This window comes from Streptomyces sp. NBC_01622 (assembly GCF_045209635.1).
In the GTDB taxonomy this organism is placed as follows: Bacteria; Actinomycetota; Actinomycetes; order Streptomycetales; family Streptomycetaceae; genus Streptomyces.
Map to the genome: position 1 here is coordinate 8843950 of NZ_CP109293.1, position 26198 is coordinate 8870147.

The 26198-nt window shown below is 71.2% G+C and carries 28 protein-coding genes; 18 read left to right on the forward strand and 10 right to left on the reverse strand.

All coding sequences use genetic code 11. The features are described 5' to 3' along the window. Positions 1-50: 50 nt before the first annotated feature. From OH768_RS41000 to hmgA, 3 genes are read right to left on the reverse strand one after another with little or no spacing between them, the layout of a single operon-like run. Positions 51-1214, reverse strand: coding sequence for a type ISP restriction/modification enzyme (locus OH768_RS41000; protein WP_406461474.1), 1164 nt, complete (start codon positions 1212-1214; stop codon positions 51-53). Positions 1215-1226: 12 nt separating this feature from the next. After that, positions 1227-1979, reverse strand: coding sequence for a GntR family transcriptional regulator (locus OH768_RS41005; RefSeq protein WP_388105989.1), 753 nt, complete (start codon positions 1977-1979; stop codon positions 1227-1229). 60 nt (positions 1980-2039) lie between these two features. Beyond that, complete coding sequence (hmgA, locus tag OH768_RS41010; protein WP_406461476.1) at positions 2040-3392, reverse strand: homogentisate 1,2-dioxygenase; 1353 nt, start codon at positions 3390-3392, stop codon at positions 2040-2042. 167 nt (positions 3393-3559) lie between these two features. Here hmgA and OH768_RS41015 point away from each other — a divergent pair, with 167 nt between their 5' ends. The 11 genes from OH768_RS41015 to OH768_RS41065 all read left to right on the forward strand — a co-directional run bounded on the left by OH768_RS41015 (position 3560) and on the right by OH768_RS41065 (position 16043). Then, entirely contained in the window at positions 3560-4123 is a 564-nt protein-coding gene (locus OH768_RS41015; RefSeq protein WP_406461478.1) for a hypothetical protein, read from the forward strand. Between the two features lie 64 nt (positions 4124-4187). Then, positions 4188-4811 carry a TetR family transcriptional regulator gene (locus OH768_RS41020; protein WP_406461479.1) on the forward strand — a complete coding sequence of 208 codons (624 nt, stop codon included), beginning with the start codon at positions 4188-4190 and terminating at the stop codon, positions 4809-4811. Positions 4812-4932: 121 nt separating this feature from the next. Then, positions 4933-7173: a molybdopterin oxidoreductase family protein gene (locus tag OH768_RS41025; RefSeq protein ID WP_406461481.1), complete on the forward strand. Its 2241-nt coding sequence runs from the start codon at positions 4933-4935 to the stop codon at positions 7171-7173. A gap of 122 nt (positions 7174-7295) precedes the next feature. Then, positions 7296-8726 carry a CitMHS family transporter gene (locus tag OH768_RS41030; RefSeq protein WP_406461483.1) on the forward strand — a complete coding sequence of 477 codons (1431 nt, stop codon included), beginning with the start codon at positions 7296-7298 and terminating at the stop codon, positions 8724-8726. Positions 8727-8749: 23 nt separating this feature from the next. Next, entirely contained in the window at positions 8750-9988 is a 1239-nt protein-coding gene (locus tag OH768_RS41035; protein ID WP_406461485.1) for an MFS transporter, read from the forward strand. A gap of 272 nt (positions 9989-10260) precedes the next feature. Then, positions 10261-10572, forward strand: coding sequence for a hypothetical protein (locus tag OH768_RS41040; protein WP_406461486.1), 312 nt, complete (start codon positions 10261-10263; stop codon positions 10570-10572). A 192-nt stretch (positions 10573-10764) separates the two neighbouring features. Next, on the forward strand, positions 10765-11499 hold the full coding sequence (locus OH768_RS41045) for a class F sortase (RefSeq protein ID WP_406465659.1): 735 nt from the start codon (positions 10765-10767) through the stop codon (positions 11497-11499). A 156-nt stretch (positions 11500-11655) separates the two neighbouring features. Continuing rightward, on the forward strand, positions 11656-12990 hold the full coding sequence (locus OH768_RS41050; protein ID WP_406461488.1) for an ABC transporter ATP-binding protein: 1335 nt from the start codon (positions 11656-11658) through the stop codon (positions 12988-12990). Between the two features lie 20 nt (positions 12991-13010). Further along, positions 13011-13463 (forward strand): DUF3574 domain-containing protein, encoded by a 453-nt coding sequence (locus OH768_RS41055; protein ID WP_406461489.1) that lies wholly within the window; start codon positions 13011-13013, stop codon positions 13461-13463. A 97-nt stretch (positions 13464-13560) separates the two neighbouring features. Then, a complete protein-coding gene (locus OH768_RS41060) occupies positions 13561-14949 on the forward strand; it encodes an aldehyde dehydrogenase family protein (protein WP_406461490.1) in 1389 nt (462 codons plus the stop codon). A gap of 11 nt (positions 14950-14960) precedes the next feature. Continuing rightward, positions 14961-16043 (forward strand): Zn-dependent alcohol dehydrogenase, encoded by a 1083-nt coding sequence (locus OH768_RS41065; protein WP_406461491.1) that lies wholly within the window; start codon positions 14961-14963, stop codon positions 16041-16043. A gap of 10 nt (positions 16044-16053) precedes the next feature. On the opposite strand, the gene OH768_RS41070 is transcribed toward OH768_RS41065, so the two are convergent. Together OH768_RS41070 and OH768_RS41075 are read right to left on the reverse strand one after the other, a co-directional pair. After that, positions 16054-16998, reverse strand: coding sequence for a DMT family transporter (locus OH768_RS41070; protein ID WP_406461492.1), 945 nt, complete (start codon positions 16996-16998; stop codon positions 16054-16056). Positions 16999-17198: 200 nt separating this feature from the next. Then, positions 17199-17354, reverse strand: a complete 156-nt coding sequence (locus OH768_RS41075) for a hypothetical protein (protein WP_406461494.1) — start codon at positions 17352-17354, stop codon at positions 17199-17201. Between the two features lie 42 nt (positions 17355-17396). Here OH768_RS41075 and OH768_RS41080 point away from each other — a divergent pair, with 42 nt between their 5' ends. Continuing rightward, positions 17397-17879: an acetamidase/formamidase family protein gene (locus tag OH768_RS41080; protein ID WP_406461496.1), complete on the forward strand. Its 483-nt coding sequence runs from the start codon at positions 17397-17399 to the stop codon at positions 17877-17879. Between the two features lie 111 nt (positions 17880-17990). On the opposite strand, the gene OH768_RS41085 is transcribed toward OH768_RS41080, so the two are convergent. Further along, positions 17991-18629 (reverse strand): TetR/AcrR family transcriptional regulator, encoded by a 639-nt coding sequence (locus OH768_RS41085; RefSeq protein ID WP_406461498.1) that lies wholly within the window; start codon positions 18627-18629, stop codon positions 17991-17993. Positions 18630-18736: 107 nt separating this feature from the next. Here OH768_RS41085 and OH768_RS41090 point away from each other — a divergent pair, with 107 nt between their 5' ends. The 3 genes from OH768_RS41090 (at position 18737) to OH768_RS41100 (ending at position 20892) form a co-directional block, all read left to right on the forward strand. Further along, entirely contained in the window at positions 18737-19888 is a 1152-nt protein-coding gene (locus tag OH768_RS41090) for an acyl-CoA dehydrogenase family protein (protein ID WP_406461500.1), read from the forward strand. 61 nt (positions 19889-19949) lie between these two features. Beyond that, complete coding sequence (locus OH768_RS41095; RefSeq protein WP_019066249.1) at positions 19950-20195, forward strand: YiaA/YiaB family inner membrane protein; 246 nt, start codon at positions 19950-19952, stop codon at positions 20193-20195. A 73-nt stretch (positions 20196-20268) separates the two neighbouring features. Continuing rightward, positions 20269-20892: a TetR/AcrR family transcriptional regulator gene (locus OH768_RS41100; protein WP_093624869.1), complete on the forward strand. Its 624-nt coding sequence runs from the start codon at positions 20269-20271 to the stop codon at positions 20890-20892. Positions 20893-20917: 25 nt separating this feature from the next. Here OH768_RS41100 and OH768_RS41105 read toward each other — a convergent pair whose 3' ends face one another. After that, entirely contained in the window at positions 20918-21379 is a 462-nt protein-coding gene (locus OH768_RS41105) for a MaoC family dehydratase (RefSeq protein WP_362972400.1), read from the reverse strand. Positions 21380-21504: 125 nt separating this feature from the next. Here OH768_RS41105 and soxR point away from each other — a divergent pair, with 125 nt between their 5' ends. Continuing rightward, complete coding sequence (gene soxR, locus OH768_RS41110; RefSeq protein ID WP_406461502.1) at positions 21505-22014, forward strand: redox-sensitive transcriptional activator SoxR; 510 nt, start codon at positions 21505-21507, stop codon at positions 22012-22014. Between the two features lie 263 nt (positions 22015-22277). On the opposite strand, the gene OH768_RS41115 is transcribed toward soxR, so the two are convergent. Then, the gene (locus OH768_RS41115; RefSeq protein ID WP_406461503.1) at positions 22278-23345 is read right to left on the reverse strand and encodes an RNA ligase (ATP); all 1068 of its coding nucleotides are present in this window, start codon (positions 23343-23345) and stop codon (positions 22278-22280) included. 186 nt (positions 23346-23531) lie between these two features. On the opposite strand from OH768_RS41115, the gene OH768_RS41120 reads away from it, so the two are divergent. Beyond that, positions 23532-23993: a GNAT family N-acetyltransferase gene (locus OH768_RS41120; protein WP_406465661.1), complete on the forward strand. Its 462-nt coding sequence runs from the start codon at positions 23532-23534 to the stop codon at positions 23991-23993. Here the strand turns inward: OH768_RS41120 and OH768_RS41125 are convergent. After that, positions 23975-24703, reverse strand: coding sequence for a 3-keto-5-aminohexanoate cleavage protein (locus tag OH768_RS41125; protein ID WP_406461505.1), 729 nt, complete (start codon positions 24701-24703; stop codon positions 23975-23977). The two genes, OH768_RS41120 and OH768_RS41125, sit on opposite strands and share 19 nt — an antisense overlap. A 195-nt stretch (positions 24704-24898) precedes the next feature. On the opposite strand from OH768_RS41125, the gene OH768_RS41130 reads away from it, so the two are divergent. After that, positions 24899-25420 carry a G1 family glutamic endopeptidase gene (locus OH768_RS41130; RefSeq protein ID WP_406461507.1) on the forward strand — a complete coding sequence of 174 codons (522 nt, stop codon included), beginning with the start codon at positions 24899-24901 and terminating at the stop codon, positions 25418-25420. A 144-nt stretch (positions 25421-25564) separates the two neighbouring features. On the opposite strand, the gene OH768_RS41135 is transcribed toward OH768_RS41130, so the two are convergent. Further along, positions 25565-26167, reverse strand: coding sequence for a hypothetical protein (locus tag OH768_RS41135; protein ID WP_381245756.1), 603 nt, complete (start codon positions 26165-26167; stop codon positions 25565-25567). Positions 26168-26198 lie beyond the last annotated feature (31 nt).

The following is a 26198-nucleotide window of genomic DNA, read 5'->3' on the forward strand; positions in this document are numbered from 1 at the left end:
CCCACGCGGCGGAGCCGCATATCAAATACAGCCCCGCGCCCCTGGGTTCCTCAGATGAGCGCGAATTGACCCTCGGGGCCCTCTTCGTGGTGGTCCAAAACCGAAGCCGGGCGGCGTGCTGCGTCCGGTACCGGTAGGACGCCCGCCTTGCGCAGCTCCGTCGCCGTGATCCGGTCCGTCACCTCCAACTCCTCCTGCTGTGGCCGCAGTTCCGCCAGCAACGCCAACACCGTGATCAGCTCCAGCAGTTCCGACGTCCATGTCTGTTGCCATGTCGTCGGGCGGATCGCGGCCAGGGTGCCCGGGGCGGCGGACTCTGACGTCCGGGACGTGAACCACTCCTCCAGAACACGTACCCCGCTCACCTCGAAGTCCCAGGACTCGGGCGGGACCGGGGAGATGCGGCCCTCGTCGAGGTGGAGGGTCTCCTCGTCGCGGTCGTAGTGGAGGGTGAGGGGGAGGGGCGGCAGCGGGGCGCGGACGTAGGGGCGTCGACCGCCGGGGAGTTTGGGGCGGTCGCCGTCGCGGCGCGTCAGCCAGAGGATGCGGTGGCCCAACTCGACGCAGTGTGCCCAGAGTTCGGCATCCGCCGTCAGGGGTACGGCCGGACCGGGGCGTACCGTCGCCACCGTCCAGGCGAGGAGGTCCACGGGGGCGGGGGAGTGGCCGAGGCGGCCGGCGAGGTGTTCCAGCAGGCCCGGTGCCAGGTTCGGTTCCTCGCCGCCCGGACGGCGGTACAGGGGGCGGACGCGGCCGGGGCGGAGGACCGGCAGGAGCGACGACGTGAGAACGGGTGGCCCGGCGGTGTTCGGGGACGTCTCGACCACGAAGACCTGGTGTTCGTCCGCCACCCGCCACAACTCCGGCCGGGCCACGTCGATCAGGCGGTGGTCGGGGATCAGCCACTGCTCCTCGAAGGGGGCGTGCAGGACGCGGACCGGCTCCGGGCAGGGGCCGGTGGCGCGGACCAGTTTCTCCGTGCCGCTGGACTGGCCCGGGAGTTGGGGCACCGCCGAGTGGAGAGTGCGGGAGCGGGTCGGCTCGAACAGGGTTTCCCGGTCCGGGACTTCGGCCTTCATCAGGGTGTCCCAGCGGGCCCTCAGGGTTGCCGCGTCGGGTGCCGTCGGCCACCCCCGGCCGAGCCGGATCGGTGCGACGGACCACGGCATGAGGTCCGCGAGCAACGGAGCGTCGTCGTGCGTCACGCTCGGCATCGTACGACGACCTCAGTTCGCGACGTCGAGCGTGACCGAGAAGGAGAAACGGTCCCCCCGGTAGTGGATGACGGCCACGTCCAGGACCCTGCCCCGGGTGTCGTAGGTGATGCCCGTGTAGTGCAGGATCGGGCTGAGGAGCGGGACTTGGAGGAGGCGGGCGGTCTCCGGGTCGGCCAGGCGGGCCTCCACGGTGTCCGTGATGCGGCTGATGTCCGCGCCGACGATGTCCCGCAGCACCTTGGTCATCGGCCAGCGGATCAGGTCGTCCGGGTCGAGGCGCGCCGCCAGTTCGGGGCGGATGTGGTTGCGGGCGTGGTTCGTGGGCTCGCCGGTCTTCTCGTCGCCGCGGAGGCGGTGGTATGCCGCCAACTCGGTCAAGTCCGGGAAGTGTTCGGCGAGTTCGGGCGGTACGGACACCTTGCCGTGGTCGAGGAGTTCGGTCGTCATGCCGGACTGCTGGGCCACGATCGCGTCGACCGAGCCCAGCAGCCGTACCGGCGTGGCCCGTCGGACGTCCGGCTCGATGAACGTGCCGCGACGGCGGTGGCGGGTGATCAGCCCTTCGTCCTCCAGCTCCTTCAGCGCCTGTCGCATGGTGAGCACGCTGACGCCGTAGTGCCCCGCGAGCTGCTCCTCCGTGGGCAGCCGCAGCGGATCCTGGGGCGAGCGGCCGAGTATCGAGGCGCGCAGCGACTGCGACACCTGGTACCAGAGCGGCAGCTTGCGGTTCAGGACGATCGAATCCGGGGCGAAGGAGGTCACGGGGCCATCCGTACCGGTAGGGAGGGATCGGTGCAAGGGCCGTGGGCCGGTGGGGAGTTGTCAGTGCGTGGGGCGGAAGTGGCGCTGCAGGCCCCGCCAGACGTCGTCGTAGCCCTGCTGGAGGTGGTCGGCGTGCGCCGCCTGGTCCGTCGCCGTCACCGGCCAGCGGGTCTCGAACATGAACGCCAGGCCGTCGTCGATCTTCTGCGGGCGCAGCTCCGCGGCGCTCGCGCGGTCGAAGGTCTCCCGGTCCGGTCCGTGCGCCGACATCATGTTGTGCAGCGAGCCGCCCCCGGGCACGAAGCCCTCGGCCTTCGCGTCGTAGGCGCCCTCGATGAGCCCCATGTACTCGCTCATCACGTTCCGGTGGAAGTACGGCGGCCGGAACGTGTCCTCGCCCACCAGCCAGCGCGGGGCGAACACGACGAAGTCCACGCCGGCCAGGCCCGGGGTGTCCGACGGGGACGTGAGCACAGTGAAGATCGACGGGTCGGGGTGGTCGTAGGAGATGGAGCCGAGCACATTGAAGCGGCGCAGATCGTAGGCGTACGGCACATGGTTGCCGTGCCAGGCGACGACATCGAGCGGCGAGTGGTCGTAGGTCGCGGTCCAGAGGTGGCCGCAGAACTTGTTCACCACCTCGACCGGGCCCTCGACATCCTCGTACGCGGCGACCGGCGCCCTGAAGTCCCGGGCGTTGGCGAGGCCGTTGGCGCCGATCGGGCCGAGGTCGGGGAGCTGGAAGGGTGCCCCATAGTTCTCGCACACATATCCGCGGGCTGAAGCATCCAGCAGCTCCACACGGAAGCGCACCCCACGGGGGATCAACGCCACATGTCCCGGCTCCACATGGAGGAGCCCGAACTCCGTGCGCAGCAGCAGCCCGCCGCGCTCCGGGACGATCAGCAGCTCGCCGTCCGCGTCGCTGAAGACGCGGTCCATGGAGGAGTCGGCGTGGTACAGGTGCACGGCCATGCCGGTGCGCCGGGTCGCGTCGCCGTTGCCGCCCAGGGTCCACAGGCCGGCCAGGAAGTCGGTGCCGGGCGAGGGTGCGGGCAGCGGGTTCCAGCGCAGCCGGTTCGGGTCGGGCACCGACTCCGTGAAGGGCGCCGTACGGATCCCGCCGTTGTCGGTGCGGGTGAAGGGCGGGTGCGCGGCCGAGGGACGGATGCGGTAGAGCCACGAGCGGCGGTTGTGCGCCCTCGGCTCGGTGAAGGCCGTACCGCTGAGCTGCTCGGCGTAGAGGCCGAGCGGTGCGCGCTGCGGGGCGTTGCGGCCATCGGGCAGGGCGCCCGGCACCGCCTCCGAGCTGTGTTCGTTCCCGAAACCGGTGAGGTGGGCCAGCCCCTCGGCGGTCTTGCGGACTCCCCCACGCTCGAACCCGCTCGCGCGGGAGGTACCCCCATCGCTCATCTCTGCTCCTCGCCCTCTGAGCCGTCTGATTCCTATGCATCACCGTAGGATTGCGGTTTCGCGGGCGCAAGGGGACGACAAAGGTTCAGGGAAAATCCGACTTCCGGGGCGAAGAACCAGCCTCAAGGGGGATCCGGCTGTCAGACCGGTGTTCTAGTCTCCCGGGCATGTCGTGGTCGCGCGCACTTCTCACCGCGCTCGCGGTCTGTGCCCTGCTGCTGGCCGGATCGGCGGGCTGCGGGTCCGGTGATGCCCAGGCGCGGAAGGGTGACCGGGTGTCGCCGTCCCCCGTGGGCAAGGTGCTCGACGACACGGACGGGCAGGGCCGGCACTACCGCGAGGTGAGCAAGAAGGGCGCGCCGGAGGTCGGTATCGAGGTGGAGCCCGACGCCTCCGACGACAGCTGGGACGTCCGGCTGACCGTCCACGACTTCCGCTTCTCGCCCGCCGGCGTGAAGCCGGTCGCGGTCGCGGGCCGCGGCACGGTCCGCCTTCTGGTGGACGGCCGCACCGTTGCCCGGCTCCGCGTCCCCGAGTACCGGCTCGCGGCCGACCTGGTCCCGCAGGGCACCCACCACGTCACCGCGCGCCTGTACGCCGACGACGGCACCGTGTGGGCCGTACACGGCAAACCGGTGGAGAGTACGGCGGACATCACGGAGTCGGCGGTGCAGGCCACGCCCGACGGCAGCAAGACACCCGGTTCCGCATCCACGCGGGGGCCCGAATGAGTGCTATGGGCACCCAGTTCCGTACTGAGGTACGAGCTTCTCCTGACCGCGGCGGAAAGGCATCATGAAGCCCGTGCCCCACACGACATCGCTCCGTCGTGCGCCCGTGCAGCGGCGCAGCGCCGAACGGCTGACCAGGATCCTCGACGCCTGCGCCGACCTCCTCGACGAAGTCGGCTACGACGCGCTGAGCACCCGGGCCGTGGCCGTGCGCGCCGGCGTCCCCATCGGCTCGGTGTACCGCTTCTTCGGGAACAAGCGCGCGATGGCCGACGCCCTCGCCCAGCGGAACCTGGAGCGCTACACGGAGCGCGTCACCGAGCGCCTCGAGGAGGCCGGTGGCGATGGGGGAGGGTGGCGGGCGGCGGTGGACGCCGTCCTGGACGAGTACATCGCCATGAAGCGCACCGCGCCCGGCTTCTCCCTCGTCGACTTCGGCAACCAGATCCCGGTCGGCTCGGGCCACGCGGAACCCAACCACCGCGTCGCCGACCGCCTCACCGACCTGCTCTCCGGCTATCTGGCGCGCGAACCCGACGACGAGCTCCGCCGCACCTTCCTGATCGCGGTGGAGACCGCCGACTCCCTCGTCCACCTCGCCTTCCGGGTCGCTCCCGAGGGCGACGAGAAGGTCATCGAGGAGACACGGGCGCTGCTGCGGGCGTATCTCGCGCGAGTACTGGACTGACCCCGGTGGCCGAACGGCCACGTTCCGCGGGTATCCGACCTCACTCCGGCACCCCCTCGCCACCGTCCATACCGGTCGGTATGCTCACCGCCAAGAGGCAACGTCGCCCTTGGGAGGCCCCGTGTCCCGCACCGCCCTGCGTATCTGCCCCCTGTGCGAAGCCACCTGCGGGCTGACCCTCACCATCGAGGGCACCCGGGTGACCGGCGCCCGAGGCGACCGCGAGGATGTGTTCAGCCGGGGGTTCATCTGCCCCAAGGGCGCCTCCTTCGGCGCCGTCGACGGCGACCCCGACCGGCTGCGCACCCCCCTCGTCCGCCGCGACGGCGAACTGCGCGAGGCCACCTGGGAGGAGGCCTTCGACGCGGTCGCGGCCGGCCTGCGCCCGGTCGTCGAGCGGCACGGCCCGAACGCCGTCGGTGTCGTCCTCGGCAACCCCAACGTGCACACCATGGCAGGCGCCCTCTACCCGCAGGTCCTGCTCGGCGCCCTCGGTACCCGCAGCGTCTTCACCGCCTCCACGGTCGACCAGATGCCCAAACACGTCTCCTGCGGCCTGCTCTACGGCGACGCCAACGCGATCCCGGTTCCCGACCTCGACCACACCGACCATCTGCTCCTCATCGGCGCCAACCCCCTTGAGTCCAACGGGAGTCTGTGCACCGCCGCCGACTTCCCCGGCAAGCTCAAGGCGCTCAAGGCCCGCGGCGGCACCCTCACCGTCATCGACCCGCGCCGCACCCGCACCGCCAAGCTCGCCGACCGGCACATCGCGGTCCGCCCCGGCACCGACGCCCTGCTGCTCGCGGCGATGACATACGTCCTCTTCGACGAACGGCTCGTGGACCTGGGGGAGTTGGCCCCGCACGTCCAGGGTGTCGACGAAGTCCGCGCGCAGGTACGGGAGTTCACCCCGGAGGCCGTGGCGGAGGCGTGCGACGTGCCCGCCGCCGAGATCCGCGCCCTCGCCCGCGAACTGGCGGCTGCCCCAACTGCCGCCGTCTACGGCCGTATCGGCAGCTGCACGGTCCCGCACGGCACCCTCGCCAGCTGGCTCGTCGACGTCCTCAACATCCTCACCGGCAACCTCGACCGGCCCGGCGGCGCCCTCTTCCCGCAGGCCGCCACCGACCGGACACCGCGGCCCGCCGGACCGGGACGCGGCTTCGCGCTCGGGCGCTGGCACTCCCGGGTGAGTCAATACCCGGAAGCCAAAGGTGAGTTGCCGCTCTCCGCGCTCGCCGAGGAGATCGACACCGCGACCTCCGAGGGCGAACCGATCCGCGCACTCATCGCCGTCGCCGCCAACCCCGTGCTCTCCGCACCGGACGGCGCCCGCCTCGACAAGGCCCTCGACTCGCTCGACTTCATGGTGAGCGTCGACCCGTACCTCAACGAGACCGCGCGCCACGCCGACGTCGTCCTTCCGCCGCCCCCGCCCTCCCAGAGCCCGCACCACGACTTCGCGTTCAACACCCTGGCCGTCCGCAACCAGGTCCGCTACTCCCGCCCCGCCATCCCGCTGGAGCCCGGCCGGATGGCCGAGACCGAGATCCTGGCCCGGCTGATCCTCGCCGCGACCGGTATGCACGGCGCCGACCCGGCCGCCGTCGACACGATGGTCGTCGACCAGACCCTCGCCAAGGCCGTCAAGGATCCCAACTCGCCCGTCCACGGCCGCGATCCGCGCGAGATCGCCGACCGACTCACCGGCGACACCGGCCCCGAGCGCCGGCTCGACATGATGCTGCGCCTGGGCCCCTACGGCGACGGCTTCGGCGTACGACCGGACGGGCTGACCCTCCAGCAGCTGCTCGCGCACCCGCACGGCATCGACCTGGGCCCGCTCGCCTCCCGCCTGCCGCAGCCCCTGAAGACCCGCAGCGGCAAGGTCGAACTGCTGCCTCAGCCGATCGCCGACGACCTGCCCCGGCTCCGGCAGGCCATGAGCGAGCGCGCGGACGGACTGGTCCTCGTCGGCCGCCGTCACCTCCGCTCCAACAACAGCTGGATGCACAACGTGCCCGCCCTCACCGGCGGCACCAACCGCTGCACCCTGCACATCCACCCCGAGGACGCGGAGCGGCTCGGCGTGACCGACGGAGCGCCGGTCCGGGTGAAGGGCGCCGGGGGAGAGGTGACCGCCCCCGCCGAGATCACGGACGCCCTGCGCCGGGGCGTGGTGAGCCTCCCGCACGGCTGGGGACACGACCGTCCCGGCACCCGGCTCAGCCACGCGTCCGCCGATCCGGGCGTCAACGTGAACCAGCTGCTCGACGGCAGTCTCCTCGACCCGCTGTCGGGCAACGCGGTGCTCAACGGAGTGCCCGTGGAGGTCGCCGCACTCATCGCACCGCTGTGACCTGGAGTTTTGCGCTTATTGCTCGCGCGTCAACATCTTGTTAACGCCGCTTTGCGCGACCTAACGTCATCGCACTGCCGTCCCTGGTGGGAGTTCAAAGGCGAACGTTAGGTGTTCCACTCATGCTGACCATCCTCGGCTTCACCATGATCGCGACCTTCCTGGTCCTGATCATGCTGAAGAAGATGTCGCCGATCGCGGCGCTCGTCCTGATACCGGCGCTGTTCTGCGTCTTCGTCGGAAAGGGCGCCAAGCTCGGCGACTACGTCATCGACGGCGTCACCAGCCTCGCGCCCACCGCGGCGATGCTCATGTTCGCGATCGTCTACTTCGGTGTGATGATCGACGTGGGTCTCTTCGACCCGATCGTCCGGGGGATCCTGAAGTTCTGCAAGGCCGACCCCTTGCGGATCGTGCTCGGTACGGCGGTCCTCGCCGCGATCGTCTCCCTGGACGGCGACGGCTCCACCACCTTCATGATCACCGTCTCGGCGATGTACCCGCTGTACAAACGCCTGAAGATGAGCCTGGTCGTGATGACCGGTGTCGCCGCGATGGCCAACGGCGTGATGAACACGCTCCCCTGGGGCGGCCCGACCGCCCGCGCCGCGACCGCCCTCAAGCTCAACGCCGGCGACATCTTCGTCCCGATGATCCCGGCGCTCGCCGTGGGCCTGCTCGGCGTCCTCTTCCTCGCGTACGTCCTCGGCCGCCGCGAACGCAAGCGGCTCGGGGTGCTGACGCTGGACGAGGTGCTCGTGGAGGAGCCCGCCGAGTCGGAGACGGTTCTCGTGGGAGCCGGCAAGGGCAAGGGCACCGGCGCTTCGGGCGCCGGCAACGACCGTAAGGCCACCGGCAGTTACGGCTCCGGCACGGACGCGGACGCCGAACTGCCCGACGAGGACGACGGTTTCCGGGGCCTCGACCCCAACCGCCCGACCCTGCGCCCCAGGCTCTACTGGTTCAACGCGCTGCTCACGGTCACCCTGCTCACCGCCATGATCATGGAGTGGCTGCCGATCCCGGTGCTGTTCCTGCTCGGTGCCGCGCTCGCCCTGACCGTCAACTTCCCCCACATGCCCGACCAGAAGGCCCGCCTCGGTGCGCACGCGGAGAACGTCCTCAACGTCTCCGGCATGGTCTTCGCCGCCGCCGTCTTCACCGGCGTCCTCCAGGGCACCGGCATGGTCGACCACATGGCGACCTGGCTGGTCGACAACATCCCCGACGGAATGGGCCCGCACATGGCCTTCGTGACCGGCGTGCTCAGCATCCCGCTCACGTACTTCATGTCGAACGACGGCTTCTACTTCGGCATCCTCCCCGTGCTCGCCGAGGCCGGCCAGGCACACGGCGTCTCCTCCCTGGAGATCGCCCGCGCCTCCCTCGTCGGCCAGCCCCTGCACATGTCGAGCCCGCTCGTGCCCGCCGTGTACGTCCTGGTCGGCATGGCCAAGGTGGAGTTCGGCGACCACACACGGTTCGTGGTCAAGTGGGCGGCACTGACATCGCTCGTCGTCCTCGGGGCAGGAATCCTGTTCGGCATCATCTGACCCACACGACAAGGGACTTGACCATGGCGCCCGGCAGGAACCGCGGCTGGCTGCTCCGCCTCGTCATCGCCTTCAGCTTCGCGCAGGCGGCGGTGTCGATGGCCCGCCCCGCGGTGTCCTACCGGGCCCTCGCGCTCGGCGCGGACGAGCGGGCGATCGGTGTCATCGCGGGCGTGTACGCGCTGCTCCCGCTGTTCGCCGCCGTACCGCTCGGCCGCCGCACCGACCACGGCCGCTGCGCACCCCTGCTGCCCGTCGGCGTGATCCTGATCTCCGGCGGCTGCGCACTGAGCGGACTGGCCAACTCCCTCTGGGCGATGGCGATGTGGAGCGGCGTGATGGGCCTGGGCCACCTCTGCTTCGTCATCGGCGCCCAGTCGCTGGTCGCCCGCCAGTCGGCGCCGCACGAACAGGACCGCAACTTCGGCCACTTCACCATCGGCGCCTCCCTCGGCCAACTCGTCGGCCCCATCGCCGCGGGCGTCCTGATCGGCGGCTCCGACATGGCCGGCACCAGCGCCCTGGCCCTGCTCGTCGCGGGCGCGGGCGCCGCCGTATCGTTCACGTCCCTGTGGCGCATCGAGGACCGTACGGCCGTCAAGTCCCGTACGCGGCAAGGCGATCGCGTGCCCATGCGCAGCATCCTCGGCGCCCGGGGCGTGCCCGCGGGCATCTTCGTCAGCCTCTCGGTGCTTTCCGCGACCGACATCCTCACCGCCTACCTCCCGGTGGTCGGCGAACACCGGGGCATCGCGCCCTCGGTGATCGGCGTACTGCTCAGCATCCGCGCGGCGGCCACCATCGCCTGCCGCCTGGTCCTCACCCCGCTCCTCCAACTGCTCGGCAGGGCCGCCCTGTTGACCGCGACCTGCCTCCTCGCGGGCGTCCTGTGCGCGGGCATCGCCCTGCCGGTACCGGTGTGGGCCATCGGCCTGATGCTCGCCGTGCTCGGCTTCTGTCTCGGCGTCGGCCAGCCGCTCTCCATGACGACCGTCGTCCAGGCGGCCCCCGACGGCGCCCGCTCCACCGCCCTCGCGCTGCGCCTCACCGGCAACCGGCTCGGCCAGGCCGCCGCGCCCGCCGGCGCGGGTCTCGTCGCCGGAGTCGCGGGAGTGGCGGCGCCGTTCGTGATGCTCGGCGCGCTGCTGGTGCTCTCGGCGGGGGCCGCGCTGCGGTCGCCGGGCGGTGCCGCCCGGGAGCGGACGGCTCCCGGCAGCGTGCGGCGCGGGCGGCCGTCCTTGAGCCGGAAGGGCGATATCTAGCGACATCTGACGGCGCGTACGGCGCTGCGCACACGTTCGGCGGGCCGGATGCGAGAGGGAATCAGGTTAAAGAGTAATTCTTACGATAATCACCTGATTCGCAGGGCTGTTCATGCCGACCTTATTCCTGCCCCGTCGAGCCGCCGCCGGTGACAACGGAGACGTCAAGATCCACGAGGTGGGGACGCTCTTCAATCGAGACCCAGCCGCTGGTCCTGGGCGGCGCGACCCGTTCCGGCTCCATCACGCTCATCGGCGGCACCGGCCACACCATGCCCGTCGCGACGCTGCCGAACGGCATGTACAAGCTGACCTGGAACTTCGTCGGCGAGAACGGCAAGGCCAAGCAGAAGGTCTTCAAGGTCGACTGCCCGACACCACCGCCCGGCGGCGGTCCCAGTGGCGGCACCGGCGGTCCCGGCGGCGGACCGGGCGGTCCCAACGGCGGTCCGCCCGCCGGTGGCGGCGGGCTGGCCCGGGAAGCGGCCCTGACCCCGCTCGCGGGTGCCGCCGCGGTGGGCCTGACCGCGGTCGGCGGGGTGGTCTGGTTCCGGCTGCGCCGCCGTCCTCACGGTGCGTCCTGAGCGGATGCGATGAACTCCAGCGCCGCCCCGCGCCCCACCGGGGTGCGGGGCGCTGACACCATGCGCCCGCGCCAAGGGCCGTGACCGGCCGGGCGCGCCTCCCGCGAGGCGCCGGGCCGCACCACCACCCGCGTGGTGCGACGCCGTCGGCCCTGCTACCGGACGCGGGCCTACCGGCTCACGCGGACCATCGTGCCGGCCGTCTTCCTGATGGTCGGCGGCGCCCGGTGCGCCGGGGGCGCGGGCCCCGCCACCCCGGCCCGGGCGACGTCGTCGGTCGCGGACACCTCCGGCCCGGCCGGGGCGGCTCCGCCGGCCACAGGCGCCTCCGGCCCGAACCGGGCTGCTCCGCCGGCCACGGGCATCCGCACGGACGCGCGCGGCGGTCAACAGCCGCCCCCCGCGCACCCCTTGGCCTGCTCCGCCCGCCCGGCACCTCCGCCGCGCCCCCTCCCGCGCTCCCGCGCGACCGGTCTCGTCATCCCCTACCTCGATGTCGACGCCCCGGTCGTCCCGCACCGGCTCGGCCGCGGACGGCACATGTCCGCGCCGCCGGAGGACGACTCCAAGCAGGTGGGCTGGTACGCGGACGGGCCCGCCCCCGGCGAACAGGGCACCGCCGTCGCCGTCGGCCACCTCGACACCATGACCGGCCCCGCCGTCTTCGTGGGCCTCGGTGGACTCAAGCCCGGCCGCCTGATCGAGGCCCGCCGCGCCGACGGCCGGACCGCCGTCTACACGGTCGACGCGGTGAAGACGTACGAGAAGGCGCACTTCCCCGACCAGGAGGTCTACGGCGCCCGCGGCCGGCCCGAACTCCGCCTGATCACCCGCGGTGGCAGCTACGACCACCGGACCGGCTACTCCGGCAACACCGTCGTGTTCGCCCACCTCACCACGACCCACGAACGCGGCCGCACGCGCTGAACGCGATCGTCCGTTTTCTCACCACCCGGACCGACCCGCCCGATCCCGTCCGGTCTCTTCCCCCGGGCGCGCACATTCCGTTAACTTCCGTGACTCACAAGCCTCGTACGACCCGTACGGGGCGATCCGATCGCGGAGCCCCCGGGGGCACTCGTCATGACACGCGCCATCTCCCTGCACGACGTGAGCAAGGCCTACGCGCGAGGCGCCCGCGTGGTGGACCGGTTGTCGCTGGACATCGCGCCGGGGGAGTTCCTCGTGCTGCTCGGGCCGTCCGGGTGCGGCAAGTCGACCGTGCTGCGCATGATCGCGGGCCTGGAGGAGATCACCGAGGGCGAGTTGAGGCTCGACGGCGAGTACGCCAACGAACTCGCCCCCTCGGAACGGGACATGGCGATGGTCTTCCAGAACTTCGCCCTCTACCCGAGCATGACCAGCCGCGACAACATCGGCTTCCCGCTGCGCATCGAGGCACCCGGAGCCGACCCGCGCCCGCGCGTCGACGCCACCGCCCGCATGCTCGGCATCGAGGAACTCCTCGACCGCTTCCCCGGCCAGCTCTCCGGCGGCGAACGCCAGCGCGTCGCCATGGGCCGGGCCATCGCCCGCCACCCCTCCGCTTTCCTGATGGACGAGCCGCTCTCCAACCTCGACGCCAAGCTCCGCAACCACCTGCGCGCCGAAATCTCCTCCCTCACCCGCGAGTTGGGCGTCACCACGGTCTACGTCACCCACGACCAGGCCGAGGCCATGTCGCTGGGCGACCGGGTCGCCGTCCTGCGCGGCGGGGTCCTCCAGCAGGTCGGCAGCCCCCGCTCGGTGTACGCGCTGCCCCGCAACGTCTTCGTCGCCGCCTTCGTCGGCACCCCGCGCATCAACCTTCTGCGCGGTCTGGTCCGGGCCCCGTTGGACGGCGCGATGACCATCAGCCTCGGCAAGCAGTATCTGCGCCTGCCCGAACCCCTGTGCCTGGACCACCAGTTGCTCCGCGTCCAGCAGGGCCGCGAGGTCATCGTCGGCCTGCGCTCCGAGGCGATCCGCATCGCCAAGCCCGCCGCCGCCCGCCCCGGCGAGGTGCCGATCAGCGGCCTGGTCGAGCATGTGGAGTTCCAGGGCCACGAGGTCCTCGTCCACTTCAACACCGGCTCCCGGCCCGCCGTGGTACCGGAGTTGGAGGCCCCACGCCTCACCCGCCCGGCCAGGCGCCGCCGACGCGAGGGCGGCGTCCTGGGCCGGCTGCGGGAGCGCGCGGGCGTGCTGCGCGCCGGCCCGGTCGTCGTCCTGGACCATCCGGCGGACACGGAACCCGACCTCATACCGCCCGAGGGCCGCCTCCCCGGCGACCTCGTCGTCCGCACCACCCCCGACATCCAACTCCGCCACGGCATGCAGGTCCCGCTCCTCGTGGACATCGCCCACCTGTTCGTCTTCGACCAGCACGGCGAACGGATCTCGCCCGCCCCGGCGCGGCTGCCCGACCTGGAGGAGTGAGGACCGGTACGGATAGGTGCATGAACGCGCACCTCACCCGAAACCGGGCAGCCCTCGCGATCGTCGGCCTCCTCCTGGCCGCCGCGACCCCGACCGCCTACGCCACCCTCGACACGGAGGCCGCTCCGGCGCCGACGCGCGGAACGCCGTACGTCGAGACGCAGCTCTTCTTCGGCACCGAGCGGCCGGACGGCGGACCGGCCGTCACCGACGGGCAGTTCATGGCCTTCGTCGACAAGGAGGTCACGCCGGACTTCCCGGACGGGCTCACCGTGCAGAGCGGGCGCGGGCAGTGGCGGGACACGAGCGGGAGGATGGAGAAGGAGCGGTCGTACGAGGTGATCCTGCTGTATCCGGTGACGGCGGCGGGTGCGGGCGACCGGAAGATCGAGGAGATCCGGCGGGCGTACGAGAAGGCCTTCGCGCAGGAGTCGGTGGGCCGGGTGGACGACCGGACCCGGGCCGATTTCTGACCGGCCGTGCACCCGTGACCGGGAGTCTCTGGCGCCGGAAAACTAACACCGCTAGTTTGTGAGGCGGACGACGCAGTCACGCCCGGGAGGCAGCACGATGAAGGCACACGACGGCATGTACATCGACGGCGCCTGGCGCCCCGCCGCGAGCGGGGAGACCATCGACGTGGTGAACCCGGCCGACGAGCAGGTGATCGACCGCGTCCCGGCCGGTACCGCCGAGGACATCGACACCGCCGTACGTGCCGCCCGTGCCGCCCTTCCGGGCTGGGCCGCCGCCCCGCCCGCCGAACGGGCGGCGCGCTTGGGGGCGTTGAGGGACGTGCTCGTCGCCCGCAAGGACGAGATCGCCGAGACGGTCACCGCCGAACTCGGCTCTCCGCTCGCCTTCTCCCAGGCCGTCCACGCGAGCGTGCCGATCGCGGTCGCGGGCTCCTACGCCGAACTCGCCGCGACCCACGCCTTCGAGGAGAAGGTCGGCAACTCGACGGTCTACCAGGAGCCGATCGGTGTGGTCGGCGCGATCACCCCCTGGAACTACCCCCTCCACCAGATCGTCGCCAAGGTCGCCCCCGCCCTCGCGGCGGGCTGCACGGTGGTGCTGAAGCCCGCCGAAGACACCCCGCTCACCGCCCAGTTGTTCGCCGAGGCGGTCGACGAGGCGGGCATCCCGGCAGGAGTCTTCAACCTCGTCACCGGCCGCGGTCCGGTCGCCGGCCAGGCTCTCGCCGAGCACCCGGGCGTCGACCTGGTCTCCTTCACCGGCTCCACGGCGGTGGGCCGCCAGATCGGCGCCACGGCGGGCGCCGCGATCAAGAAGGTCGCCCTCGAACTCGGCGGCAAGTCCGCCAACGTCATCCTCCCGAGCGCCGACCTCGCCAAGGCCGTCAACGTCGGCGTCGCCAACGTGATGTCCAACTCCGGCCAGACCTGCAGCGCCTGGACCCGCATGCTGGTCCACCGTGACCAGTACGACGAGGCGGTGCAACTGGCCGCGACCGCCGCTGCCAAGTACGGCGACCGCATCGGCCCGGTCGTGAACGCCAAGCAGCACGCACGGGTGCGGAGTTACATCGAGAAGGGTGTGGCGGAGGGTGCGCGCGTGGTGGCGGGCGGCCTCGAATCCCCTTCCCCGCAGGGCTACTTCATCGCCCCGACCGTCTTCGCCGACGTGACCCCGGGGATGACGATCGCCCAGGAGGAGATCTTCGGCCCGGTCCTCTCCATCCTCCGCTACGAGGACGAGGACGACGCCGCGCGCATCGCCAACGGCACGGTCTACGGCCTGGCCGGTGCGGTGTGGGCCGGCGAGGAGGCGGAAGCGGTCGCGTTCGCACGGAGACTGGAGACCGGGCAGGTCGACATCAACGGCGGACGCTTCAACCCCCGTGCCCCGTTCGGGGGTTACAAGCAGTCGGGCGTGGGCCGGGAACTCGGTGCGCACGGGCTGTCCGAGTACCTCCAGACCAAGTCCCTTCAGTTCTGAGGAGTGTTCGCATGGTCCGCGCAGCCGTACTGCCCGCCGTGGGCGCTCCGCTGGAGATCGCCGAGATCGACCTCCCGGACCCCGGCCCCGGCCAGGTCCGTGTCCGCCTCGCAGCCGCCGGGGTCTGCCACTCCGACCTGTCCCTGACCAACGGGACCATGCGCGTCCCGGTCCCTGCGGTCCTCGGCCACGAGGGCGCGGGCACGGTGCTGGCCGTGGGGGAGGACGTCACCCACATCGCACCCGGCGACTCCGTCGTCCTCAACTGGGCCCCGTCCTGCGGCACTTGCCACGCCTGCACCCTCGGCGAGGTCTGGCTCTGCGCCAACGCCCTCAACGGCGCCGCCGACGTCTACGCCCACCGCGCCTCCGACGGCACCGACCTCCACCCCGGCCTGAACGTAGCGGCGTTCGCCGAGGAGACGGTCGTATCCGCAGCCTGTGTCCTCCCCCTCCCGGACGGAATCCCGTTGACGGACGCGGCACTTCTGGGCTGCGCGGTCCTCACCGGCTACGGCGCCGTGCACCACTCGGCGCAGGTGCGGGAGGGCGAGACGGTCGCGGTCTTCGGCGTCGGCGGAGTGGGTCTGTCGACGCTCCAGGCGGCCCGGATCGCGGGCGCCACGAAGATCATCGCCGTCGATGTCTCCCCGGAGAAGGAGGAGTTGGCGCGCGCGGCCGGAGCGACGGACTACGTGGTCGCCTCCGAGAACACGGCCCGCGAGATCCGCGCCCTGACCGGAAAACAGGGCGTCGACGTCGCCGTGGAGTGCGTCGGCCGGGCGGTCACCATCCGCACCGCCTGGGAGTCCACCCGCCGGGGCGGCCGCACCACGGTCGTCGGCATCGGCGGCAAGGACCAGCAGGTCACCTTCAACGCCCTCGAACTCTTCCACTGGGGACGGACGTTGAGCGGCTGCGTCTACGGCAACTCCGACCCGGCGAAGGACCTGCCGGTACTCGCCGAGCACGTGCGGGCCGGACGCCTGGACCTGGGCGCACTGGTGACGGAACGGATCGAACTGGCCGGGATTCCGACGGCGTTCGAGAACATGGTGGCGGGGAAGGGCGGCCGGGCTTTGGTGGTGTTCTGAACCGCCTTGCCTACGGGACCTGTTCGGGCTCCGGGTCAGTGGCGGTGCTCGCGGCCTGCTCCACCTCCGCCTTCCCGCGCGGCCGGGACCGCGACACCGCCACACCCGCCAGACACAGCACCCCGCCCGCCAGCGTGAACAGCCCCGGTACCTCGCCGAGCGCCAGCCACGACATCAGGACGACCAGTGCGGGCACGGCGTACGTCGTCGCGCCCATGCGGCTGGCCGTCGTACGGGCGAGGGCGTAGGCCCAGGTGGTGAAGGCGAGGGCGGTCGGGAAGACGCCCAGGTAGACCATGTTGAGCGTGGCGGAGACGGGCGCGTCGGCCGCGTCCTGGACGAGCTGTCCCGCGAACGGCAGACAGAGCACCGCCCCGATGAGACACCCGAACGTCGTCACCTGGAGCGCGCCGGCGCGGCCGAGGGCCGGCTTCTGGGCGACGACTCCGCCGGCGTAGGCGACCGCCGCGAGCAGACACAGCGCCACGCCGAGCACGGACGAACCGCCCTCACCCGACATCGACAGCCCCACGGTCACCGCACCGGCGAAGGACACCGCCATGCCCGCGAGCAGCCGCGGCGGCATCGCGTCACCGAGCAGCCGTGAGCCGAGCAGGGCGATGAGGATCGGCCCGATGTTCACGACGAGAGCGGCGGTACCGGCGTCGACCTGCTGCTCGCCCCAGTTCAGGACGACCATGTAGAAGCCGAACCACAGCGCGCCCGAGATCGCGATCCCCCGCCACGCGGACCGGGGCGGCAGCCCTTCCCGCCGTACGAGACAGAGCACCCCCAGCGCCAGCGCCCCGCTCGTCAGCCGCCCCAGGGCCAGGGCCCCCGGCGAGTAGGCGGCTCCGGCGCTCCGGATGGACACGAAGGCGGAGGCCCACAGCACGACGGTGACGACAGCGGCTGCGGCGGCGGTCGCCTCGGTGGGGCGGAGGGGTTTCTTCATGCCCCGAGGCTAGGTGGGGCAGGGAGGCGATGCTAGCGGAAATCGGACGGCAGGGTCGGGGTGCGTGCGCGATGCCTGCGAGGTCATATCCATTGCCTGTGAGGCTTGACGTCGCCTCGGTCGGAGGGGCAGAGTCCGGCACAAGTGTTCGACCCGGGCTCGACCGTCGACGCGGTCGCGGGCTTCGACTGGGACCGCGTCTATCCGCTGGCCGGTCCCATCGTGGTCAGGGACGCCGAGCCGGGCGACGTACTGGAGGTGGAGTTCCTGGAACTGCGCTCGGTGGACTGGGCTGGACGGCCGTACTGCCCGGACTCGGCCTGCTCGGCGAGGACTTCCCCGACGCGCATCTGCACCCGTGGGACCTCGGCGGCGGCGACACGGCCAACTTCCTCGACGTGGCCGACATCCCAATCCGCCCGTTCTGCGGGGTAGTTGGGGTCTGCCCGGACGTCGCCGAACCCCAAAGCGTCCTGTCGCCGGGCCACTTCGGCGGAAACGTGGACTGCAAGGACCTGGTCGTCGGCACCAAGCTCTACCTCCCGGTCCAGGTACCCGGCGCCCGCCTCGGCCTCGGCGACCCCCATGCGGCCCAGGGCGACGGTGAGTTGTGCGTCAGCGCGATCGAGGCGTCCCTGCCGGGCGCGGCCCGCATCCGCCTGCACAAGGGCCGCCGAATCGCGGCCCCGCAATTCGAAACAGCGGGCCCCCTCCGCACCGACGCCGACCGCGCCGGCCACTACGCCACGATGGGCGTCGCTCCGGATCTCATGAGGGCGGCCCAGGACGCGACCCGCGCAATGATCGACCACCGGCAGCCGCTACGGCCTCGACCCGATCGACGCATACGTCCTGTGCAGCGTGGCTTCGGCGCCTCTTGAGTCACGGCAGGCGCAATTCCTCAGGGGTGCGGGGCTGTATCGATCTGCGGCTCCGCCGCGCGGGCGCGACCAGCCCAACGCACCCGCACCCGACAATCCACAGAACCCGTCCTACGGCCCAGCAACTTGCTCAAACTGCCCTGCCAACCCATCCAGCAACGCAGCCAACCCCACCTCAAAAGCCCGCTCATCAATCTTCTCCTGCTGCTCGGCAAGAAGATGCGCCTGCCCAAGATGCGGATAGTCAGCAGGGTCGTACGCACTCGCATCGTCCACAAACCCCCCGGCGAAGGACCCGAGCGCCGACCCCATGATGAAGTACCGCATCAACGCCCCGATCGACGTGGCCTGCGCAGGCGGCCACCCCGCATCGACCATCGCCCCATAGACCGCGTCCGCGAGCCGCAACCCCGCCGGCCGCCGCCCGGGCCCGGTGGCCAGTACCGGAACGATGTTCGGGTGATCCCGCAGCGCGGACCGATAGGAAACGGCCCAGTCGTGCAGCGCGGTACGCCAGTCGCGCCCGTCCTCGAACATCGACAGATCGACCTGCGCGCTCACCGAGTCCGCGACCGCCTCCAGAATCTGGTCCTTCGTGCGGAAGTGGTTGTAGAGCGAGGGCCCACTCACCCCCAACTCGGCGGCGAGCCGACGCGTGGAGACGGCCGCCAGCCCCTCCGAGTCCACCAGCATGCGAGCCGTCTCGACGATCCGGTCGGTGCTGAGGAGGGGCTTGCGCGGTCGGGCCATGGCGCACATAGTAGGGCTGCGAGACCGAAACTAGCAGTGCTAATTTAAATGTGCAGCAGTCAATGTGCAGCAGTCGATGTACAGCCTTCCACTTGGGGTGACGCGCGATGGACCTGGGACTGAGCGAGGAGCAGGAGGCCGTACGGCGGCTCGCCAAGGACTTCGTGGACCGCGAGATCGCCCCGCACGTCGTCGCCTGGGACCGGGCCGAGGAGGTCGACCGGTCGATCGTGAAGAAGCTCGGCGGGGTCGGTTTCCTGGGTCTGACCATCGACGAGGAGTACGGCGGCTCGGGCGGTGACCATCTCGCGTACTGCCTGGTCACGGAGGAACTCGGCCGCGGCGACTCCTCGGTGCGCGGCATCGTCTCCGTGTCGCTCGGCCTGGTCGCCAAGTCGATCGCGGCCTGGGGGAGCGAGGAGCAGAAGCGGCGCTGGCTGCCGGGGCTCACCTCCGGCGAGTACGTCGGCTGCTTCGGCCTCACCGAGCCGGGCACCGGTTCCGACGCGGGCAACCTCACGACCCGGGCGGTGCGTGACGGCGACGACTACGTCATCAGCGGCACCAAGATGTTCATCACGAACGGCAGTTGGGCCGATGTCGTACTGCTCTTCGCCCGCTCCACCGACGCCCCCGGCCACAAGGGCGTCTCCGCCTTCCTCGTGCCCACCGACACCCCCGGCCTGACCCGCCGCACGATCCACGGCAAGCTCGGCCTGCGCGGCCAGGCCACCGCCGAACTGGTCCTCGACAACGTCCGCGTGCCCGCCTCGACCATGCTCGCCCCGGAGGGCAAGGGCTTCTCCGTCGCCATGTCGGCGCTGGCCAAGGGGCGGATGTCGGTCGCGGCGGGCTGTGTCGGCATCGCCCAGGCCGCGCTGGACGTGGCGGTCCGCTACGCCGGCGAGCGCGAGCAGTTCGGCAAGCCCATCGCCCACCACCAGCTCGTCCAGGAACTCATCAGCGACATCGCCGTCGACGTGGACGCGGCCCGGCTGCTGACCTGGCGGGTCGCCGACCTCATCGACCGAGGGCTCCCCTTCGCCACCGAGTCCTCCAAGGCCAAGCTCTTCGCCTCGGAGGCCGCCGTGCGCGCCGCGAACAACGCGCTCCAGGTCTTCGGCGGCTACGGCTACATCGACGAGTACCCGGCCGGGAAGCTGCTGCGCGACGCCCGCGTGATGACCCTCTACGAGGGCACCAGCCAGATCCAGAAACTGCTCATCGGGCGGGCGCTGACGGGGATTTCGGCGTTCTGAGTACCTCAGCTGAGTACCTCGACGGATGTGGTGGCGGCCGTAGGAGCGGACGCTTGTCCCCATGAGCGAAGCATCGGGCAAACCGCAGAACACGGCCGCCTTCTACGGCCAGGCCGTCGCGTCCTTCTCCGTCGCCATCGCGGCGACCGCCATCGGCATCTTCAAGCTGCAGGCCGACGCCTGGGTGCGGGCCTTCCTCGCGATCGCCGTCCTGTATCTGGTCACCTCCTCCTTCACCCTCGCCAAGGTGATCCGGGACCGGCAGGAGGGGGCGCGCGGCACCTACAACCCGTTCGAAAAGCTCTGAGCGGGGAGACTAAGCGCTCGCTCAGGTTCGGCGGTATGGTGGAGCCCTTGTCATCGAGAGGGGCTTACGAGCGATGAGTACGGCGGAGGAGACGACCGCGGGCGACCCGCAGGCCTGGGCAGAGGTCACGCCCGACGCGGCCCGGCGACTGCTGATCGCCGCCGTGGAGGCCTTCGCCGAGCGCGGCTACCACGCGACGACCACCCGGGACATCGCCGGCCGCGCCGGGATGAGCCCGGCCGCGCTCTACATCCACTACAAGACCAAGGAAGAGCTGCTCCACCGGATCAGCAGGATCGGCCACGAGAAGGCCCTCGACATCCTGCGTACGGCGGCGGCGCGCGAGGGCAGCGCCGCCGAGCGGCTCGCCGACGCCGTGAGCTCCTTCGTGCGCTGGCACGCGGGCGGTCGTACCACCGCGCGGGTCGTGCAGTACGAACTCGACTCGCTCGGCCCGGACGCCCGCGCCGAGATCCTCGCGCTGCGCCGGCAGGTCGACGCCGAGGTGCGCGGGATCGTCGAGGACGGGGTCGCGGACGGCTCCTTCGATGTGCCGGACGTGAAGGGCACGACCCTCGCGATCCTGTCGCTGTGCATCGACGTGGCCCGCTGGTTCAGCCTCGACGGACCCCGCACGCCCGACGAGGTCGGCGCGCTCTACGCCGACCTCGTACTGCGGATGGTGGGGGCCAACTAGCTGTTGTTGCGCGGGATTTGGCCGCTCAGAGGTAGTAGCGGGACACCGACTCGGCCACGCACACCGGCTTGTCGCCGCCCTCGCGCTCCACGGTGAAGGCGACGGTCACCTGGACGCCGCCCGGTACGTCGTCGACGCCGGTGATCGTCGCGGTGGCGCGCAGCCGGGAGTCGACCGGGACCGGGGCGGGGAAACGGACCTTGTTCGTCCCGTAGTTGACGCCCATCTTCACGCCCTCGACCTTGATCAGCTGCGGTCCGAAGAGCGGGAGCAGCGACAGGGTGAGGTAGCCGTGCGCGATGGTCGTCTTGAAGGGGCCCGCCGCCGCCTTCTCCGGGTCCACGTGGATCCACTGGTGGTCGCCCGTCGCGTCCGCGAACAGATCGATCCGCTTCTGGTCCACCTCCAGCCAGTCGGTGTACCCCAACTGCTCCCCGACCGCCGCCCGCAGGTCGTCGACGGAGGTGAAGATCCTCGGCTCTGCCATGTCCCGGCCTCTCACGTCATCCAGCATCATCTGTCCCGACATACCTAAGCAACTGCTTAGCATGGTCGCATGCCGGGCCGCTGTCAACGGAACACCTGTGCCGGTGGATGGGTAGGGTTCGAGGGGTGCCCCAGATTCCCGAGAAGATCCACGAGCTGACCGTCGGCCAACTCGCCGCACGCAGCGGTGCCGCCGTCTCCGCCCTGCACTTCTACGAGGCCAAGGGTCTGATCAGCAGCCGCCGCACCACGGGCAACCAGCGTCGGTACACCCGTGACACCCTGCGCCGGGTCGCCTTCGTGCGGGCCGCCCAGCGCGTCGGCATCCCGCTGGCCACCATCCGCGAGGCGCTCGCCGAACTCCCCGAGGAGCGCACCCCGACCCGCGAGGACTGGGCCCACCTCTCCGAGGCCTGGCGCTCCGAACTCGACGAACGCATCAAGCAGCTCAACCGCCTCCGCGACCACCTCACCGACTGCATCGGCTGCGGCTGCCTGTCCTTGGCGACCTGCGTCCTGTCCAACCCGGACGACGTGGTCGGCGAACGGGGCGCGGGTTCCCGCCTGATGACGGAACCGGGCGCACGCAGGCCTCGGGGCCGGGGAATGGATCCCGGCCCCGAGGAGCGCGGCTGAGCGCTGCGTACGTCGGCCGTCACTCGCACCGCGATGGTTCGTGTGCCGGCTGCTACGCGCACCGCGCCGATGGCTGCGCGCGCCAAGGCGTCATGCGCACCGCGCCGAGGGCTTCGTGCGTCGGCCGTCACCTGTACCGCGACGAGCGGTTCACGCGACGGCCGTCACGCGCACCGCGACGAGGGTTTCGCGCGTTGGCGCGTCACGCGCACCGCGCCGAGGGGTTCACGCGCACCGCGTCGAGGGCTGCGCGCGCCCGGGCCTCACTCGTACTCGGTGCCGCCCTTCCGTGTCAGATACGCGGCGCTGACCGCCTTGGCGATCGCCCGGCCGCCGGTCACGGGGCTGTAGCGCTCCACGGCGGGGCGGATCACGACGCCCTCCCGCAGATGCAGCCCCCGCCCGGACACGGTCTCCCGTCCGCTCGCGACCTCCAGCACCCGCTCGATGTCGTACGGTCCCTCGTGGAGTCGTGGCACCAACGGCAGCTCCCCGTCGAGGAGTTCGGCCGCGTCCAGCCAGCGCACGGCTCCGTCGATCTCGGCGGAGACGTCGAACACGGCGTAGCCCAGCGACTCGCGGCGTCCGTCGGCGCCGTAGGACAGGTCCTGCACGCCCGCGCCGTAGACCTCGCCGAAGATTCCGACCCGGCGCGCGCCGAGCCGTTCGGCGAGACGGGCGGCGGCCTCGGGGACGCCGTGGCCGAGGACCGCCCGCCAGTACAGATTGCGCGGATCCTCTTTCAGGGCAAGGGACTTGGCGCCGAAGCCCTTCGAGGAGACCTGGACGCGGCCGTCCTCGGCGAAGTAGGTGAGCAGGCAGGCGGAGCCGTGCAGTTTCTCGGTCAGGACCACAGCCTCGCCCGGTTCGAATATCCCGGGAAACCGCTGGATGTTCTCGATGTCCACCCAGGGCAGCAGATCGGGCGCGGACTCGACGTCTCCGTCCATCGTGGGCGGGATCGGCGGTACCCACTTGACGATGCCGAGCAGTTCCGCGAAGTCGGTGCCGTCCAGGGCGGCCCGGGCCAGATCCACGTCCGCGAGCGCCTTGGGCCGGCACACGATGCCCTGCGACAGCTCACCGCGCAGGCGCACCGCTTTGACCCGGTCGGCGTTGCTCCCCGCGAGGCGTCCGGTGAGCCCCAACTCCTCGATCAGCGCGGCCGGGAGCACGGACTGCTCCGGGATGTAGACGGCGGTGTCACCGGTGCGGTACTCGCCCTTGGCGACGACGGCCCGGTACAAACCGACCTGGGCCAGTTCGAGGGCGTCGGCGTTCGGGTGTTCATGGACGGTCAGCACTTCGGCGGTGACGCGCAGCGTCGACATCGGGACTCCTCGGGTTCCTCAGCTGGGTTTCATCGCCCTCAACTGTCCTGACACGAAACGGGTTGAGCGAGGGGAATATCGGCTGCTACGGCCGACGTCGAAACCGGTTGGTCGTGACTCCGTTGCCTGTGTTTCCATTCCCGAGTGAACATCCGGGAGAGAGCCGACGGCGATGTCGAGGAGTGCGTGCGGATCCTCGCGGAGGTCCACGCGCACGACGGCTATCCGGTCAACTGGCCCGACCGGCCCGGTGAGTGGCTGACACATGGTCCCTCGCTGGGCTCCTGGGTCGCCGAACTCGAGGGCCGCCTCGTCGGACACGTCAGTCTGTCGCGGGTCGGCGAAGGCGATCTCGCACCCGTGTTGTGGAGCGAGCGGAAGGGGGCGCCGCCGGGCACGACCGCCGTGGTCGGCAGACTGTTCGTCTCCCCGCAGGCGAGGGGGCGGCGGATCGGCGCACTGCTGATCGGCCGGGCGGTGCGGGAGGCGCGGCGGCACGGCCTGCATCCGGTGCTCGACGTCGTCACCACCGATACCGCCGCGGCCGCCCTGTACGAGCGGCTGGGCTGGGAACTGATGGCCACGGTCGAGCAGCGATGGAGCCCCCATCAGACGGTGGCCGTCAGCTGTTATGCGGCGCCGTCGTGACATCCGTACTGGACCAGCGCCTCGGCGACCAACTGGGTGTTGGACAGGGCCCGTTCACCGTCCGGTAGGAACAGGGTGTCCTCCAGGCCGATGCGGGTCGCGAGCCCCAGCCGCCCCGCGAGCCGGAGCACCGGCCAGGCACCGCCGTCCTCACCGTGCAGCAGCACCGGGCGGCCGTGATCGGTGCCGAGCTCGGTGAGGAGCGCGCGGGCGGACGCTTCGGCCGTATCCGCATCGGGGTCGGTCACCTCCGCGAGGACCCGCAGCACCTTCGAGCGGAGCGGTGAGACGGCGAACCGGGCGGCCCCGTCAGTGCCGGACCAGATGCCGGCCTCCACGCCGACGCCCCGGTCCAGCAGCGCCGCCGCGACCTCCTCGGCGCCCGGCTCGTGCCAGTTGACCGAGGCGTGGTCGGGCAGCACGGTCCAGCCGCGCACCCGCTCCAGCCGGGCGGCGGGCTCCGGCTCGGCCCAGGCACCGGTGGTCACACCGACCGGCACGGTCACCCGCGCCCGTATCACGTCGAGCGTCACCGCGAGGACGCGCGGCGACAACGTGTCGTCCCCGCAAGGGGACTTGGGATGGACGTGCACATCCGTGGCCCCCACCGCGACGGCCTCGGCCGCGGCGTCGGCCATCGCCCCCGGCGAGACCGGCACCATCACCCCGTCGACGGCCCCACGGACCCCGTTGAGACAGACCTGCACCATGCCTCGATGGTGCCACCCGCCACTGACAACGCCCTCTCACGCCCATACCCACCGAATCCCGACCCGACAGGGCCCCACCCCCAACGCCACCGTGTGCACCCTGGGCCGCCCGGCACCGGCGTGGGAGTCGAGGCCGTTCGTGCGGAACGAGTAGCGCGCGCGGCAACGCCCCTTCGCGAACCGGACTTCCAGGAGGTGTTCGCGCATCGGGACGACGTCACCGTCTCGTCCGCCAACTGGTCCGGCTACGCGGCCACCGGCTCGACCGGCGCCCACACATCGGTGACCTCGTCCTGGACCCAGCCGACCGTCACCTGCTCCTCGGCCACCACGTACTCGTCGTTCTGGGTCGGCCTCGACGGCTACAGCAACTCCGCGCTGGAGCAGACCGGTACGGAAGCCGAGTGCATCGGCGGCAAGGCCACCTACGGCGCCTGGTGGGAGGTGCTGCCCGCCTCCGAGAGCGCGTACTCCGGTGTCACCGTCAAGGGCGGCGACAAGTTCACCGCGACCGTGACCTACACCGGCTCCACCTTCACCATGACCCTCGCCGACTTCGGCACCGTGACCTTCACCGGCGCCAAGGCCAACGGCAGCTACCTGGACACCTACTCGCCGAACGAGATCGTCATGACGAAGAGCAGCAGCTCCGCCGTACGGGCCCAGCCGGGCTCGATCTCCGGCGGCAGCTTCGCCGACGTCTGGAAGGCCGGCTGACACCAGTGGCGCACCGCTTCGGGGCTGTCGACGGATCGCCGTCGGCAGCCTCGGCCGTTGCGACAGCAAGGGCAAACCGGCTCGGTCAAAAGGGGGTGCGGCATCCCCGGCGCACCCCTGGCGCCCTTCTTCGTTTGCCCCGGTTCAGGCCGACATCAGCAGCCGTCCGCGCCTGGCGTAGGCCAGGGCCTCGGGCGTGAGCACCGGACGCGGGACGACGATGCCGCAGTCGGTGCAGACCGGGCCCGAGGACGGTTCGTGGGCCAGGTCGTACTTCCACAGGAGGCGCTCCCCGGCGCACACCGGGCACACGGAACCCGGTTCGCGCTCCAGGGCGGCGATCAGCCGTCGCAGCACCTCGGCCAGTGGTTCATGGGGGTGGAGACGGGGGTCGTCGCACCAGGCGACACCGAAGCCGCCCCAGGTCAGCCGGTGCCAGTCGTCCACGCTGCCCGGGCGGCGGAGCCCGTCGTGCTTCTCCTTCTTGCGGCGCTCGGCGAACCCTGCCTCGTAGGCGAGCCAGACCTTGCGCGCCTCCTCCAACTCGTCCAGTGCGGCCACGAGCCGCGCCGGGTCGGGGGAGCGGTCCTCGGGTCCGAACCCGGCCCGGGAGCTCAAGTGGTCCCAGGTCGCCCTGTGCCCATAAGGGGCGAACCGCTCAAGGCACTTGCGCAGCGAGTAGCGCCGCAGCGCCAGATCGCACCGAGGGTCTCGCACCTGTCTCGCCAGACTCCGGAAACCGGCCATCGCCCTGCACCTCCGTCACACCTGCACCTGT

What these genes read in the sequence shown, in the direction of transcription:
- OH768_RS41095 (WP_019066249.1), top strand. Translation starts at nt 19,950, where the DNA reads ATGAGCGAAGCATCGGGCAAACCGCAGAACACGGCCGCCTTCTACGGC.
- OH768_RS41125 (WP_406461505.1), bottom strand. Translation starts at nt 24,703, where the DNA reads ATGGTGCAGGTCTGTCTCAACGGGGTCCGTGGGGCCGTCGACGGGGTG.
- OH768_RS41015 (WP_406461478.1), top strand. Translation starts at nt 3,560, where the DNA reads ATGTCGTGGTCGCGCGCACTTCTCACCGCGCTCGCGGTCTGTGCCCTG.
- OH768_RS41105 (WP_362972400.1), bottom strand. Translation starts at nt 21,379, where the DNA reads ATGGCAGAGCCGAGGATCTTCACCTCCGTCGACGACCTGCGGGCGGCG.
- OH768_RS41000 (WP_406461474.1), bottom strand. Translation starts at nt 1,214, where the DNA reads ATGCCGAGCGTGACGCACGACGACGCTCCGTTGCTCGCGGACCTCATG.
- OH768_RS41050 (WP_406461488.1), top strand. Translation starts at nt 11,656, where the DNA reads ATGACACGCGCCATCTCCCTGCACGACGTGAGCAAGGCCTACGCGCGA.
- OH768_RS41040 (WP_406461486.1), top strand. Translation starts at nt 10,261, where the DNA reads ATGCCCGTCGCGACGCTGCCGAACGGCATGTACAAGCTGACCTGGAAC.
- OH768_RS41090 (WP_406461500.1), top strand. Translation starts at nt 18,737, where the DNA reads ATGGACCTGGGACTGAGCGAGGAGCAGGAGGCCGTACGGCGGCTCGCC.
- hmgA (WP_406461476.1), bottom strand. Translation starts at nt 3,392, where the DNA reads ATGAGCGATGGGGGTACCTCCCGCGCGAGCGGGTTCGAGCGTGGGGGA.
- OH768_RS41115 (WP_406461503.1), bottom strand. Translation starts at nt 23,345, where the DNA reads ATGTCGACGCTGCGCGTCACCGCCGAAGTGCTGACCGTCCATGAACAC.
- OH768_RS41065 (WP_406461491.1), top strand. Translation starts at nt 14,961, where the DNA reads ATGGTCCGCGCAGCCGTACTGCCCGCCGTGGGCGCTCCGCTGGAGATC.
- OH768_RS41030 (WP_406461483.1), top strand. Translation starts at nt 7,296, where the DNA reads ATGCTGACCATCCTCGGCTTCACCATGATCGCGACCTTCCTGGTCCTG.
- OH768_RS41100 (WP_093624869.1), top strand. Translation starts at nt 20,269, where the DNA reads ATGAGTACGGCGGAGGAGACGACCGCGGGCGACCCGCAGGCCTGGGCA.
- OH768_RS41070 (WP_406461492.1), bottom strand. Translation starts at nt 16,998, where the DNA reads ATGAAGAAACCCCTCCGCCCCACCGAGGCGACCGCCGCCGCAGCCGCT.
- OH768_RS41020 (WP_406461479.1), top strand. Translation starts at nt 4,188, where the DNA reads ATGAAGCCCGTGCCCCACACGACATCGCTCCGTCGTGCGCCCGTGCAG.
- OH768_RS41035 (WP_406461485.1), top strand. Translation starts at nt 8,750, where the DNA reads ATGGCGCCCGGCAGGAACCGCGGCTGGCTGCTCCGCCTCGTCATCGCC.
- OH768_RS41060 (WP_406461490.1), top strand. Translation starts at nt 13,561, where the DNA reads ATGAAGGCACACGACGGCATGTACATCGACGGCGCCTGGCGCCCCGCC.
- OH768_RS41135 (WP_381245756.1), bottom strand. Translation starts at nt 26,167, where the DNA reads ATGGCCGGTTTCCGGAGTCTGGCGAGACAGGTGCGAGACCCTCGGTGC.
- OH768_RS41055 (WP_406461489.1), top strand. Translation starts at nt 13,011, where the DNA reads ATGAACGCGCACCTCACCCGAAACCGGGCAGCCCTCGCGATCGTCGGC.
- OH768_RS41085 (WP_406461498.1), bottom strand. Translation starts at nt 18,629, where the DNA reads ATGGCCCGACCGCGCAAGCCCCTCCTCAGCACCGACCGGATCGTCGAG.